Below are 11970 nucleotides of genomic sequence, written 5' to 3' on the forward strand. Positions count from 1 at the left end.
AAGCCAAAGCGAGTGAGGCTGCGTTATCTGTTGGCGGCAAGGTTTTGATGATACCGCCAACGCCCGGTATGGACTGGAATGACGTTGTGGTAAGCCGTGAAGAGGCTCGCCATGAGTGCTAATATCGCCGCCGTAATTGATCTTAATGAAGCGGTTGACCCAGAAGATTGCGGTTTCGATTTTGATCAATTCAACCTTAACAATGAGGTTAGTAATATGGAATCTCAAATGAAAGATGACCGTTTTGTACTGAACGGCTTAGCCTTACGGGGACAAATGACGGTAATTTATGCCAAGCCAAACGCGGGGAAAACTCTGCTGGTTATATGGCTGTTATCAAGAGCTACGCGATCGGGTGAAATTGACGGTTCAACGGTTTATTACATTAACGCTGACGACCATCACAAGGGATTAATCGAAAAGATAAAAATCGCCAATGAAGCAGGATTCAAAATGCTGGCACCAGGCCATCTTGATTTTAAAACCCCGTTGCTCGAGGTCATCTTGAAAGATAAAATCAGGAAGGACACATGCGGCGGCGTTGTTGTTATTTTGGACACAGTTAAGAAATTCACAGATTTAATGAATAAATCAACGTCGAGCGGATTCTTTGAGGTTCTGCGCGGCTTTGTGAGTAAAGGCGGGACAGTCATATTATTGGCGCATGTCAACAAAAGACGTGATGAGGACAAGAAGGTTATTTTTGGCGGAACTTCTGACCTTGTTGATGATGCTGATTGCGCTTATACGCTTGACGAAATTTCTTTCGACCCACAAACCCTCACCAAAACAGTTCAATTCGATAACTTTAAGGCGCGCGGCAATGTTGAATTAAAGGCCGCGTTTAGCTACAGCGGGGATACCGTTAAAAACAGCTACAAGGATCTGATGTTGTCCGTTAAAAAACTATCTGAAGATGACTGTTTTGAAGCCGACAGGGTCAAGGCCGCGCAAGCTTTAACCATCGCCAATATGGAAGCGATTGAAGCCATCAAAGACATTCTAAAATCCGGCACCATGATTCAATCGGACATAGTCGAAGCAGCCAAGGACATGGGAGTTTCAAAGCGCAAAATTCTGAAGGCCTTGAAAGACCATGACGCCAATAATAAGAGTTTGCCCGCTGAATCTAGATATTGGAAGTCGACCACTACAGCGAATAAAAATAGCAAGGAATACACGCTACAAAGTTGCTGGGAAAAGTTGGGTGATTAAACGGCATATTTGACTGGAAAACTGAGAAAACTGAGAAAACTGAGAAAACTCGAATAACTGGGAAAACTGGGAAAACTCAATATCCATGAGAATATAGCAAGAATGGCTTGTGTTTATGTGGCGTAAATTTAGTGGTAAAACATGAAAATTGAACAAATCAAAATTCAGTTTTCCCAGTTTTCCCACACCCCAGCCTTAACACTGAAAAAAACCGGTTTTTCACAAGTAACAGTTTTATATTTTGGCGATTACGATCCTTTCCTGATATGGATTTATTGAACGGAGCTAAACATGACAAATGAGCTTAATTTGCAAAGCATGAGCAAGGATGAATTGCATAATATTGCCAAACTGGCGATCCAATTCAAAGCCCAGCGGAAAGGGTTGAAAGTAAATCAACTGGAGAAGCTGCGTCGTTATGAAACGAAACTGGATCGCAAATTTGAGCGCACATAGCCAGGCTTCTGAAACTAAAATAGCTTCGCAATGCATGAAAGCGGATATTATGAAAACTTGCTTAAAGCGAGACAGGGCAAGTCTTTCGGATAGATTGGCAAATAATACCTGACAAACTTGCCAAATGATTTAGGCAAAATCGGAGCAAAAAATGGGCGGCATCGGAAGTGGGAGACAGTATCAGGGCGGAAAAGAGATAACAAGCAACATGAAATCGTTGGATATACGGAAGTTGCAGCGGCACGGCTTGCTTTTACAGGACATGGATTGCACTTGGCATTGGACCCGTAATGGCGAGAAAGTGCGATCACTTCACATTTATACGGATGCTGATCGTATGATTATCAGTTATAAGGATTTTACCAGAGGTGGAGAATGGCGATTCATGGAATACACCGTCTATCTCGAATGGACGGACTGCAATCTTGGGGGACGGCGTCCTTGGTTTCACTGTCCAGTGCAGGAATGTGGGCAGCGCGTGGTAATTCTTTACAGCGATTCAATCCTGGCATGCCGCCGCTGTCACAAGCTGGTTTATGCCTGTCAGCGGGAAAGCGATAATCATGGGTCAATTCGACGTGCAGATGGAATCCGGAGTCGGTTAGGCTGGAAACCTGGCATAGCAAACCCTGAAGGCGGTAAACCCAAGGGTATGCATCGGCGTACTTTTGAGCGATTGAAAGCTCGGCATGATGCCTCTGCAGATACGTCATGGGACTGGATGGCGCAACGGCTTGAGGTGTTGGAGCGACGGCTGTCGGATCGGGGCATTGATCTTGATAATCTGGACGGTGACGATTGAAATGTAGTAGTTCAGATTTGATCTGACATTAAGGTCTTGCCAAGAGGTGGGATTACCCGGTTTGATAGAGGTGCGAAACTTTATCAACCAAGCGCGGAAGCGCAAAGGAGTAATCCCATGAGTAGTGTTCAACAGAAAGTCATCAAACACAAGATTGGTCTGCTTAATTTGGCAGCCGAGCTTGGCAATGTCTCTCGCGCCTGCAAGGTGATGGTTTTTTCACGTGATACTTTCTATCGCTATCAGGCAGCGGTGGAAACAGGTGGTGTTGAGGCTCTGATCGATGCAAACCGACGCAAGCCCAACATCAAGAATCGTGTAGAAGAAACGACGGAGGCGGCGGTCACCGCTTTTGCCCTGGAGCAAACGGCTTTTGGTCAAGTTCGAGTTTCCAACGAACTACGCAAACACGGAATCTTTGTTTCTCCGTCTGGTGTCCGTTCGGTGTGGTTGCGCCAGAATCTGGAGTCGTTTAAGAAGCGTCTGTCAGCTTTGGAAAAGCATGTCGCTGAGACCGGGGCGGTTCTGACCGAGGCGCAGGTGCAAGCACTGGAGAAGAAACAGGACGATGATGTTACCCACGGCGAGATCGAGACCGCTCATCCCGGGTACCTCGGTAGCCAGGATACCTTTTACGTCGGCACCCTCAAGGGCGTCGGGTGGATTTACCAACAAACCTTCGTCGATACCTATTCCAAGTGGGTAGCAGCGAAGTTGTATACCACCAAAACGCCGATCACAGCGGCTGATTTGCTCAATGATCGGGTACTTCCATTCTTTACTGAGCAGGATATGGGCGTCATCCGTATCCTGACCGACCGCGGTACCGAATATTGCGGCAAGCCGGAGAATCACGATTACCAGCTTTACTTGGCACTAAACGATATTGAGCATTCCAGAACCAAGGCCAATCATCCACAGACCAACGGTATTTGCGAACGTTTCCACAAAACCATCCTGCAGGAGTTCTACCAGGTGGCATTCCGGCGCAAGATTTACCGGTCCATTGAAGAGTTACAAGTCGATCTGGAGACTGGATGATGTATTACAACAACGCGCGAACTCACCAAGGTGGTGATGTGTTGTGGACGCACCCCAATGCAAACATTAATTGACGCAAAGGAGGTATGGGACGATAAAATCACCGCATTGAATAACTGAATTTGATCTAACAGGTACTTCGTCAAATCGGGTAAATGTCAGATCAGATCGCGACTACTACAATTGAAACTGCTTGGCAAATTGAATGCATCTAGAATGCTTCTTTGTTCTTGGCACATCCGAGGCAGACCGTACATTTTTTTGAATCTCACACTCCCATTTCAGCCTTACGTTCTCAGCATGTAACCGGGATAGATCCGTTTGCTCCGGTGTAACAACCTTGGTACCTGCAACGGTAAGTTTGCTGGCCGTTGCCTATGCCACCAGTTGCGCAACGTTTGCTCAACCAGACCCACTTCCTTCGCTATCAAACCAATCGACTTCTCCATCTCCACTTGCTTCACCGCATTTTTTTTGAACTCGATCGTGTATACCTACTTCGGTATTTTCTTCATCGTCTTCTTCACAAATGTAACGTTAATTGTACGTCACCCTTGGAAGACTATTTGGGGGATGCTCACTTTCGTGAAAATAGTTATTTGATTTCAAAATCTATGGGTTTAAATTTAAAATTATTTGATTGCCCAGCAGAACATGCAGTTAATCCGATCAAAAGATCCATTTTAGCTTCAAATGTAATTTTATCTCCTGCGCGACTCAGTGGAGGCAAGACCGCTATTTCTCCTGAAAAGGCATCTACACTGACATTCATGAAAATATTAAACGCAATTGGTATTTGATCTGGAATTATACCGAATGGTTCAAGAACATCTTCAAGATTGCCTTGACAGCCTGGCAGAGGATTTTTATCACCATAAATAATACGAAAAGTATCTTTAGAACATGGCGTTAATGTGAAGTCGTGACGCCCGACATCGTCATTAATAATTTCTAGCATTGGATTACTACGGTTGCTATAAAGCAAATCCCCAGTCGTCAGAAAAAGCTTACTTGCATAGTCAATGGATCTTCCTGATGAAATATACTCACGAATGTCAATTTTGTTATAGGCAACAAGGTCACCAACCTGTTGTCCTTCTGGATCAACTACTGTTAGAAATTGACCTTTTTTCAGGTCAAAAGCTTTCGCTGAGCACGGTTCAATTCTGGTCATCTATTTTTTATATTCTCTTTGTGCTGCAATGGGCATTCCCAATTTTCATCAACCTTTCTACCACTATACTGCGGCGCTTCCGAATCATTCCCAAAATCATCAAGCATAGGATTAGGTCCTCCAGAAAATTCAGTATCCCTTTTCCTCACAATTCCTTTTATGCGCTCATATTTATTTTTTTCCCTTAAGACTTCAAACTGCGCGTGAAGATTAAACACAAGTGCTGGGTAGCAAAAACGTCTTGCAAGTCTAGAAGCATGTGGATGTAGTCCTACTATAAAGAAAGAATGGCCGCCTATGCTCATAGAGAAATGTGATGAGTTTGCATCGCTGTCGACATTTTCATCCCAACTTTGACCACGAACTGCATCAAAATTGTGTAAATTTTGTAAGCGATCCCACAATGCTTGTTCAAATTCTACTTCGCTTAAATCTGTAGGTTGCCGATAGATGTTAATTAATGTTTTAAATGAAATATTATCAATTGTATCTAAAGTAAGGTTTTTTCCAAAATCCAAAAGCGCAGAATAAAGCTCTACATCATTCATAGGCTGAGTGATGTTATCTCCTACTAATAATTCTATATTATCGCGATTATTTGCAGACTTAGCTGGTACGCAAGGATAATCCTCTCTTGATAGAAACTCATCCAACAGCCCTCTGAGTGCTTTTCTATCTAATGAGTCACTAATTAAATATTTATTGTCTTCGTTCATGAGCTATTCTAAATTTCAGCCGATTTATGTTCATTAAAATTGTGAGTGAGGTGTTTTGCTTTGAAGAAATCTCCTGACCATCAAAAACTGTACTCCAGGTCGTTGTATTAACTCAGCGATTAGCATTAATACATGGTTTCTTGAATCAACAGGCTATTTGCCTTTGTGTGAAAATAAATGAAATTAAGTGATGTCCAAGCTCAAGAAAACCGATGCCGACTTTCAAGTTCTAAAAATCGGCTTCAGCTAATAGGAAATTATAAATTCTTCTAGAGATGGCATTATGCTTCCAACGTTGATTATTTAGAAAAACAACTAGATTAAATATAAATATATAACTTTTATTAAATAGACTCTGTGCGGAGACACACAGAAATCTATTTATTGGTAAGCGCCTAGCGCTACCATCTAAAACATATCTAGAATTTTGGATTTTGTCGCAATAATTGAAAAATGCATATTTTTGGCAAGCAGATATGCCAACTTCTGTTATTAGACGAATTTATTTGCATTCCTTGCGCAGTTTGACACAGTGAGGTCATGCGCGGATTGCATTGGAAGCATACGTTGACCAAAGGATTCAGCTGTCCAGGGGCTACGGCAACGTGAACTACTACTTGCTTAAGGGTAGGAAACACAAGAACTTCCAATACAAGTGCTGCGGGTTGCAGACATCTCAGATCGCAGGCACTTTGTTCCAAAGTATCCACTTGTCGCAAAACATTTAGTTCTTAGCAATTTATTTGATCAGCCAAGCCAAGACCGGCTTGTTGGCGATCGACCTTAAGGGGCAGCTGGGTGTAAGCTACCCCACCGGCTTGGTTGATTCAGCAGAAGCTGATGCAGGCAAGGGTCGAACGGGGAGATGCCAAGTATGCGCTGCGTGGTAATGTCCAGGCCCGATGACACTTACCTTTGCGGAGAACTGGCTAGCAGGCAACAAGGCAGACCGGGTTCCGAGAACAAGGTGCCTTTTGTGGCGGCCATCTCGCTCAGTGCCGCAGGCCGTCCCCTGTATATTAAAATGGCACCGGTTCCTGGTTTTACGCGCAAAGCGGGTTTCCGACTGGGCTAGCGCTGATCTCGCGTCAGGTTGTATAGTCACTTCTGATGGATTGGGTTGTTTTTCCGGGGTTACTGATGCAGGCTGCCAGCACCGGGCAGTCGTCGCGGACGATCGCAAGCCTAAGGATTTGCCAGAATTCAACTGGATCAATACGATTTTGGGCAACCTCAAAACCAGCCTGGGTGGTGCTTATCATGTATTCGATTTCGCCAAATATGGAACGCGCTACCCCGGTGCGTTTGTTTACCGCTTTAACCGACGCTTCCATCTTGAAGCGTTCCCTCTACGTCTGTTCGTCGCCGCAGCCAACATGGGGGCTCGCCCAGCACGTTGGCTTCGGCAAGTTGAAGAATCTTTCTAATCCGGATTAACTTTTCAGGGGATCAAGCAGAATGCGCCTTGATTCACTAAATACCATATTTAACTATAGCTCTGTACGCAACCGTACGGATTGTATTGGTTCTTGCGTGTATTGTTATTTACGAGGTGTAGAAAAAATCATACACGCTCTATCATCAGGACCTAATGATCACGGATATGATTAAAGGATCCTTTACCAAAATCTTTTTTGCAGGGGTTTTATATGAATTACGAAGATCGCGATACACATGGTATTGATAACAACGCATCGGGGGTTCCCATGATGGGTGCGGGAACACTTATTGGAAACGATGTTTGCAACCAAAATGGTGATGACCTAGGTGACATTAAAGAAATCATGCTAGATACAGCAACTGGTAAAGTGTGTTATGCGGTACTGGCTTTCGGCGGCGTCTTGGGGATAGGAAGCAAGCTGTTTGCGGTACCGTGGAATGCGCTAAAGCTAGACACAGAAGAAAAACACTTTGTGCTCAACGTAGATAAAGAACGTCTTGAAAATGCACCGGGATTCGATAAGGACAACTGGCCGGATATGGCAGATAAATCTTGGGAAAATGAAATTCATTCTTATTATGGAACCACCAAGCAATAAGTCGTTAGTCCGCGAATTTAAATGATGCGAAGAAGCAAAAGCAGCCAAATCGCAGGCAGTAACGATGCCAAGATTCAGATGAAACATTAGAATTCGTTTCTTTCACAAGAATAAAACCGGTAACTTAGCAAATGTCTTCCACCCAAAAGCCGTGCATAACGCACGATTTAAATCAAAATCATGAGGCATTACGATGAAAAATGTAGACACAGTTGTAGATACAGTATCTGATTTTGCACAGGAAACTGTTGATAAGGCCACCAATGCAACCTACCACGTTGCGAATAAGATTGTTGATAAAGGTGATGAGCTGAATGCTTTAGCGCATGAAGCTATTGATAAGGCCACCAATGCAACCAATCAGGTTGCAGATAAGATTGGTGAAAAAGGAGTTCAACTGAAACATGCAGAGCAGCGATTGACGAAAGAATGCTCTATTTATATTCGCGATAACCCACTAACGTCGGTAGGTATCGCCATGGGGGTAGGTTTTATACTGAGCAAATTGCTCAGCAATCGTTAAACATTAAGGTTGAAAAGCCAATAAAAAGTGAGATACCAGGGCAAACTGACCGACGTGACCATTCTGGAGATGATCCCAGCGTAGCTGATGATGTGAAGTCATCATGGCACGAATTGCATGAACTTAACCTCATGCAATTCAGCTCGTAGCACTTGAAGCACAACAAGCGGGCAAAAGTTTGGTTAATATGATGATGGCAGGTGTAATCGCTGCTGTCTTGCTAAGCGTTGCATGGCTTGGATTCCTAGCCACTGCATTGCTGGCGCTAAGCCGGTATGGTATTTTGACGGATAACATCCTGCAAATACTATTTGCCGTTACTTTTAATTTACTGCTTGTGCTGGTTCTGGGGGTAATACGTAACAAAGATTATTATTTGCGATTTCCTGCAACTATTCGCAGTCTTCAATCCATGTTGTCTGCGTTCCAAGCTAGGGGGGAAATGTGATGTTAGGCTTCACTGGGAATGGCACCGAATTTAAATCTTTAGCAGCTCAAATTATCGAAGCGGAATTGCAGAAATTGGAACGTCAACGGATAGTTATTACTTGCACTAATTCGCTCATTCAAAAGACCCAACAACAAATGACCGCTCCGTCAAGTCTATTGTTAGCAGGCGGTATCGGATTTGTCCTTGGTGAGCTCACTAAAAGTAAATCCTTCGAATCTGAATCTCATAGCAGTACCGATAAGCCACGCTCTGTTGAAACGACGAACATCATTACGATTTTGATGAGCGCGCTAAATCACCTGACCACGATAAATGCGTTATATACGACATTTCGTGCTTCATTGAGACAAACGGAAACTTAAATCACTTTGTTTGTATCAGGAATAAATCCCTTTGTTCCTGTGGACAATCTAGGAATTCTTAACCATAGGTATGCCTTCCGCTGCCAACTTACTCAGTTACACAGCTTTTGTTCCCGCACCCCCAATTCCTTCCCTGAAACTAATCGATTTATCCCTCTTCGCTACTTAACCGATTTTTTCTTAACTTTAACCGTGTAATTACTACTTCGGTAATTTCTTCATCGTCTTCTCCCAAATGTAACGCTAATCTACGTCACCATTGGAAGAATATTTTTTGGGGGAAGCACAATATTTTTTACTTTGAAAGTCCTCTAATATAACTGAAAGCTCAACTCATTCCGGATTTCCAGAGCAGAAAATATTTGAAACATCGTACTAGTGCACAAATAACGCTATTAGAATGATAATAGGAATGGGGACGCCTATAAGAAATAAAAGTATTGAACGCATTTTTGTTTGTCTCCTTAATAAGTTAGTTGTGTAATTACATGTCCCGCTGCCGACCGCCGTACGTGGCCGAAATACTGGCAACGAATGCGCCGATAAGTAGTGAGATAAACAACCACAGCGATGCATAAGCGGAAGCTTTACGTGCTTGATCAGCCGCCTCTTTTGAGATTCTCTCAGCATCTTGTAGTTTTTCCTGGATACGGGTAAATGTATCTTTTACCCGCTTCTCAGCATTTTGTTGAGTCAAATCGGTGTGCTGTGCCACCACTTGACCAACATAGCGAATGTCTTCTTCGGGTAGGTTTTTCGTTTGTATGGAATTTATGAAAATCCGGGCAACTTCGAGTGTGCCGGTTATGGGTATTTCCGCCTTTGAATCTATGCTCGCATTTTTCCTGAATAGTGAATCAATGAAGTAATCCATTGAGCTACTCTCAGAGTTGGTATTCACCATCCCAGACCCTGCAGTGGTAGCAACACTTACAGTTGCAGCCGCCGCAGTGGTGGCAACGCCTCCCGCCATAGTAGCTCCAGCGCGAACTCCACCGCTAATGATCGATCCTATTACCGTAGTTAGTATCGCTGCAGTTACAAGCGTAGCGACGGCCCAAGCTAAGAAACCGTGCGCGGTATCCCGAAAGTAAACCTCGTCCGAATGAACTGCAATCCACTTTGTCCTCAGTCTGCCGGAAAGATAACCACCGATTCCGGAAGAAAAAAGTTGTGTAAAGGTCAGCCAAAGAATGGTGGATACACCGAAAGTCATAGCACTTACCCCGTTGTGCGCCCATGGCGATACCGAAGATAGTCCCAAACCTGTTCCCAAAATAAGAAGGATAAGCGATAGAGCAGCTATTGCTGCTGCCCCCGCCACGATAGCACCCCACGAAACTGCACTTGCCTGCGTTGGTAAAGGAACAGTAGAGTTGCTTGTTTTCTCTTGTTTTAGGTCATATATTGTAGTAGTAGAAGTAGTCATAAGATATCTTCCCGAAGTGTGTAAAATAGTATTTTCGCCCGATTATTCGCACGCGTCTGTTCGTCGTCGCACATTGTTCCATTTCCATTTGCTCATAATTGGACTACCAATCGTAGTTGGAATTTTGAGGGTATACTTTTTTGAAAGACTGCCTAAAAAAGTGTCTGGTTTTAGTTGACCATTACAAAGTTCCCTTTGTTTTCTTCAGTTCTTCCTTTTAAATCAGCATCACTTTCTAAATCATTAGTTCGTCCCGATTCCAATTTTGGGATCTTCTGTTTTTCAGAAGTATCTGTATTAATGCCCAATTCATAGAGTGCATCAGTACTTGGCAAAAGGAATATAGTAAAAATAAATACCATAATTAATAAATTCTTTTTAGAATACATATTGATTCTCCAAAAAATTAATGGAATCTAATACTGATTAATTTCAAATGAAGAGTCTGTTCGTAACCTAACTTTGGTAAAACTATTTATGGTATGAATTGAGGGCTAAGCAAACTTTCAGTATCTTGAAATTCCCGGAGACTTATTGAGCTACGAGGAGTTAAAAAGGTAAAACTGAAGAATTAATGGATTCAAAATATTCTTTTGATAACTCTTCAGAAATTAAGTTTTTATATTTTTGTTTTTCATCAAGTAATTCTTTAACTTCGCCGATGGGATCTATGATTCGAATGAGTTCTGCCTCATCTGTTTTAATATTAGATTGATTTATTACCATAATTATTCCGGCTAAAAAATAACAGATTTATCTCTTTCGGGTCTAATTTAATCCAGGTATAAAAGAAACATACAATCCTATTCTTAAACAAGATCTGGATTTTCACGGGCTTCATCACGGAGTTCACGGACGCGCTCGTGATTTCTTTTTGCTCCTTCGTACTGTTGGTTTACAACTTCTCTTAGACTGTCAGGCATTTCTTCCTGCAATGCTTTTTCATAAGCAATTACAGCGGCATCTTCGCCTCGTTCGCACTCTTCAAGTACCGTAAGATTATCCACGTTCGTGAGTGCCGTTTTAATATCTATCCAAGTGCGATGTACTACTGCAGCCGTAGTTCCGCTTGTCTCAGGATTGCCTCCATAACCCAAAATCTCTTCACTTAAAGATTGTATTGCTTCATCGCAACTAAGTGCGCGATCTTCGAAGTACAATTTCAATGATGGATCGTTTGCATCGTTCGCGCATGTCCTAAATCCTTCTGCTCCATCGCGAGAAATTTCGAGAAGCCCATTTAACATGCTGATAATTTTTTCATTGCTCATTTAATATCCTAATAGTAAAACACTTTATTAACAAAAATAATGGTAAAAAAATCTGATAAAGCTGACAATGTTCGTCAATTAACAATTATTCGGATGGAATATCCTCTACAATTTCAATATGTAATTATCGATTTGACTGCAACTACTAAAATTTCATTAACAACATTTACACGCTTCTTCGTAATAATCTTTGGTCAGATACATCAAGACTCACTATCACTATGGGATATCCAGCAATTCTTCGGTCTGAAGATTTTCAGTTATTTGGATGTTTTTCAACATCTCAGATTAATATAACAATTTAGGTTTATGGAAAACTGATGAAAGTGTTAAAGGGGCGGAGTACGTTTACCTGTTATAAAGAAGAAAATAGCCATGATGATACCGACTACAAATGCAATCCATGCTATTTCCGTAGCAGTACCTGCGATTCCACTAAACCCTAAAACAGCTGCAATTAATGCGATAACTAAAAATGTAAGAGCCCAATT

The 11970-nt window shown here is 42.5% G+C and carries 16 protein-coding genes and 2 pseudogenes; 10 read left to right on the forward strand and 8 right to left on the reverse strand.

Features of this window, described 5'->3' with window-relative positions; translation table 11 throughout:
* Positions 1–111 precede the first annotated feature (111 nt).
* From ACH10T_RS08585 to ACH10T_RS08605, 5 genes and pseudogenes are all read left to right on the forward strand, one after another.
* On the forward strand, positions 112–1215 hold the full coding sequence (locus ACH10T_RS08585; protein WP_394808886.1) for an AAA family ATPase: 1104 nt from the start codon (positions 112–114) through the stop codon (positions 1213–1215).
* 141 nt (positions 1216–1356) lie between these two features.
* A complete protein-coding gene (locus ACH10T_RS08590) occupies positions 1357–1494 on the forward strand; it encodes a hypothetical protein (protein WP_394808887.1) in 138 nt (45 codons plus the stop codon).
* A 12-nt stretch (positions 1495–1506) separates the two neighbouring features.
* Complete coding sequence (locus tag ACH10T_RS08595; protein WP_394808888.1) at positions 1507–1671, forward strand: hypothetical protein; 165 nt, start codon at positions 1507–1509, stop codon at positions 1669–1671.
* A gap of 151 nt (positions 1672–1822) precedes the next feature.
* A complete protein-coding gene (locus ACH10T_RS08600; protein ID WP_394808889.1) occupies positions 1823–2473 on the forward strand; it encodes a hypothetical protein in 651 nt (216 codons plus the stop codon).
* 117 nt (positions 2474–2590) lie between these two features.
* Positions 2591–3634, forward strand: a pseudogene (locus tag ACH10T_RS08605) (IS481 family transposase).
* 167 nt (positions 3635–3801) lie between these two features.
* Here the strand turns inward: ACH10T_RS08605 and ACH10T_RS08610 are convergent.
* The 3 genes from ACH10T_RS08610 to gntA form a co-directional block, all read right to left on the reverse strand.
* On the reverse strand, positions 3802–3999 hold the full coding sequence (locus tag ACH10T_RS08610) for a transposase (protein ID WP_394808900.1): 198 nt from the start codon (positions 3997–3999) through the stop codon (positions 3802–3804).
* Positions 4000–4109: 110 nt separating this feature from the next.
* Positions 4110–4688 carry a DUF1989 domain-containing protein gene (locus tag ACH10T_RS08615; protein WP_394808890.1) on the reverse strand — a complete coding sequence of 193 codons (579 nt, stop codon included), beginning with the start codon at positions 4686–4688 and terminating at the stop codon, positions 4110–4112.
* Positions 4685–5404, reverse strand: coding sequence for a guanitoxin biosynthesis heme-dependent pre-guanitoxin N-hydroxylase GntA (gntA, locus tag ACH10T_RS08620; RefSeq protein ID WP_394808891.1), 720 nt, complete (start codon positions 5402–5404; stop codon positions 4685–4687). Before gntA ends, ACH10T_RS08615 begins: the two co-directional genes overlap by 4 nt.
* A 532-nt stretch (positions 5405–5936) precedes the next feature.
* On the opposite strand from gntA, the pseudogene ACH10T_RS08625 reads away from it, so the two are divergent.
* The 5 genes and pseudogenes from ACH10T_RS08625 (at position 5937) to ACH10T_RS08645 (ending at position 8779) form a co-directional block, all read left to right on the forward strand.
* Positions 5937–6831 (forward strand): annotated as a pseudogene (locus ACH10T_RS08625) (IS1595 family transposase).
* A gap of 222 nt (positions 6832–7053) precedes the next feature.
* Positions 7054–7443 carry a PRC-barrel domain-containing protein gene (locus tag ACH10T_RS08630; protein ID WP_394808892.1) on the forward strand — a complete coding sequence of 130 codons (390 nt, stop codon included), beginning with the start codon at positions 7054–7056 and terminating at the stop codon, positions 7441–7443.
* Positions 7444–7636: 193 nt separating this feature from the next.
* Positions 7637–7966, forward strand: a complete 330-nt coding sequence (locus ACH10T_RS08635; RefSeq protein ID WP_394808893.1) for a YqjD family protein — start codon at positions 7637–7639, stop codon at positions 7964–7966.
* Positions 7967–8159: 193 nt separating this feature from the next.
* Positions 8160–8414 carry a hypothetical protein gene (locus ACH10T_RS08640; RefSeq protein WP_394808894.1) on the forward strand — a complete coding sequence of 85 codons (255 nt, stop codon included), beginning with the start codon at positions 8160–8162 and terminating at the stop codon, positions 8412–8414.
* Positions 8414–8779: a hypothetical protein gene (locus ACH10T_RS08645; protein WP_394808895.1), complete on the forward strand. Its 366-nt coding sequence runs from the start codon at positions 8414–8416 to the stop codon at positions 8777–8779. Before ACH10T_RS08640 ends, ACH10T_RS08645 begins: the two co-directional genes overlap by 1 nt.
* Before the next feature lie 484 nt (positions 8780–9263).
* On the opposite strand, the gene ACH10T_RS08650 is transcribed toward ACH10T_RS08645, so the two are convergent.
* The 5 genes from ACH10T_RS08650 to ACH10T_RS08670 all read right to left on the reverse strand — a co-directional run.
* Positions 9264–10208, reverse strand: coding sequence for a hypothetical protein (locus ACH10T_RS08650; RefSeq protein ID WP_394808896.1), 945 nt, complete (start codon positions 10206–10208; stop codon positions 9264–9266).
* A gap of 170 nt (positions 10209–10378) precedes the next feature.
* Entirely contained in the window at positions 10379–10597 is a 219-nt protein-coding gene (locus ACH10T_RS08655; protein ID WP_394808897.1) for a hypothetical protein, read from the reverse strand.
* Positions 10598–10757: 160 nt separating this feature from the next.
* Positions 10758–10934: a hypothetical protein gene (locus tag ACH10T_RS08660; protein ID WP_394808898.1), complete on the reverse strand. Its 177-nt coding sequence runs from the start codon at positions 10932–10934 to the stop codon at positions 10758–10760.
* Positions 10935–11017: 83 nt separating this feature from the next.
* Positions 11018–11479, reverse strand: a complete 462-nt coding sequence (locus ACH10T_RS08665) for a PA2169 family four-helix-bundle protein (RefSeq protein ID WP_394808899.1) — start codon at positions 11477–11479, stop codon at positions 11018–11020.
* Between the two features lie 329 nt (positions 11480–11808).
* On the reverse strand, positions 11809–11970 hold a 162-nt coding region (locus ACH10T_RS08670), incomplete at its 5' end, for a DUF1328 domain-containing protein (RefSeq protein ID WP_394808901.1).

This window comes from Nitrosomonas sp. (assembly GCF_043753625.1).
Classification (GTDB): Bacteria; Pseudomonadota; Gammaproteobacteria; order Burkholderiales; family Nitrosomonadaceae; genus Nitrosomonas.

Excerpts from the sequence above, each read along its gene's own strand:
- ACH10T_RS08585 (WP_394808886.1), top strand. The coding sequence starts at position 112 with ATGAGTGCTAATATCGCCGCCGTAATTGATCTTAATGAAGCGGTTGAC.
- ACH10T_RS08590 (WP_394808887.1), top strand. The coding sequence starts at position 1,357 with ATGAAAATTGAACAAATCAAAATTCAGTTTTCCCAGTTTTCCCACACC.
- ACH10T_RS08595 (WP_394808888.1), top strand. The coding sequence starts at position 1,507 with ATGACAAATGAGCTTAATTTGCAAAGCATGAGCAAGGATGAATTGCAT.
- ACH10T_RS08600 (WP_394808889.1), top strand. The coding sequence starts at position 1,823 with ATGGGCGGCATCGGAAGTGGGAGACAGTATCAGGGCGGAAAAGAGATA.
- ACH10T_RS08615 (WP_394808890.1), bottom strand. The coding sequence starts at position 4,688 with ATGACCAGAATTGAACCGTGCTCAGCGAAAGCTTTTGACCTGAAAAAA.
- gntA (WP_394808891.1), bottom strand. The coding sequence starts at position 5,404 with ATGAACGAAGACAATAAATATTTAATTAGTGACTCATTAGATAGAAAA.
- ACH10T_RS08630 (WP_394808892.1), top strand. The coding sequence starts at position 7,054 with ATGAATTACGAAGATCGCGATACACATGGTATTGATAACAACGCATCG.
- ACH10T_RS08635 (WP_394808893.1), top strand. The coding sequence starts at position 7,637 with ATGAAAAATGTAGACACAGTTGTAGATACAGTATCTGATTTTGCACAG.
- ACH10T_RS08640 (WP_394808894.1), top strand. The coding sequence starts at position 8,160 with ATGGCAGGTGTAATCGCTGCTGTCTTGCTAAGCGTTGCATGGCTTGGA.
- ACH10T_RS08645 (WP_394808895.1), top strand. The coding sequence starts at position 8,414 with ATGTTAGGCTTCACTGGGAATGGCACCGAATTTAAATCTTTAGCAGCT.
- ACH10T_RS08650 (WP_394808896.1), bottom strand. The coding sequence starts at position 10,208 with ATGACTACTTCTACTACTACAATATATGACCTAAAACAAGAGAAAACA.
- ACH10T_RS08655 (WP_394808897.1), bottom strand. The coding sequence starts at position 10,597 with ATGTATTCTAAAAAGAATTTATTAATTATGGTATTTATTTTTACTATA.
- ACH10T_RS08660 (WP_394808898.1), bottom strand. The coding sequence starts at position 10,934 with ATGGTAATAAATCAATCTAATATTAAAACAGATGAGGCAGAACTCATT.
- ACH10T_RS08665 (WP_394808899.1), bottom strand. The coding sequence starts at position 11,479 with ATGAGCAATGAAAAAATTATCAGCATGTTAAATGGGCTTCTCGAAATT.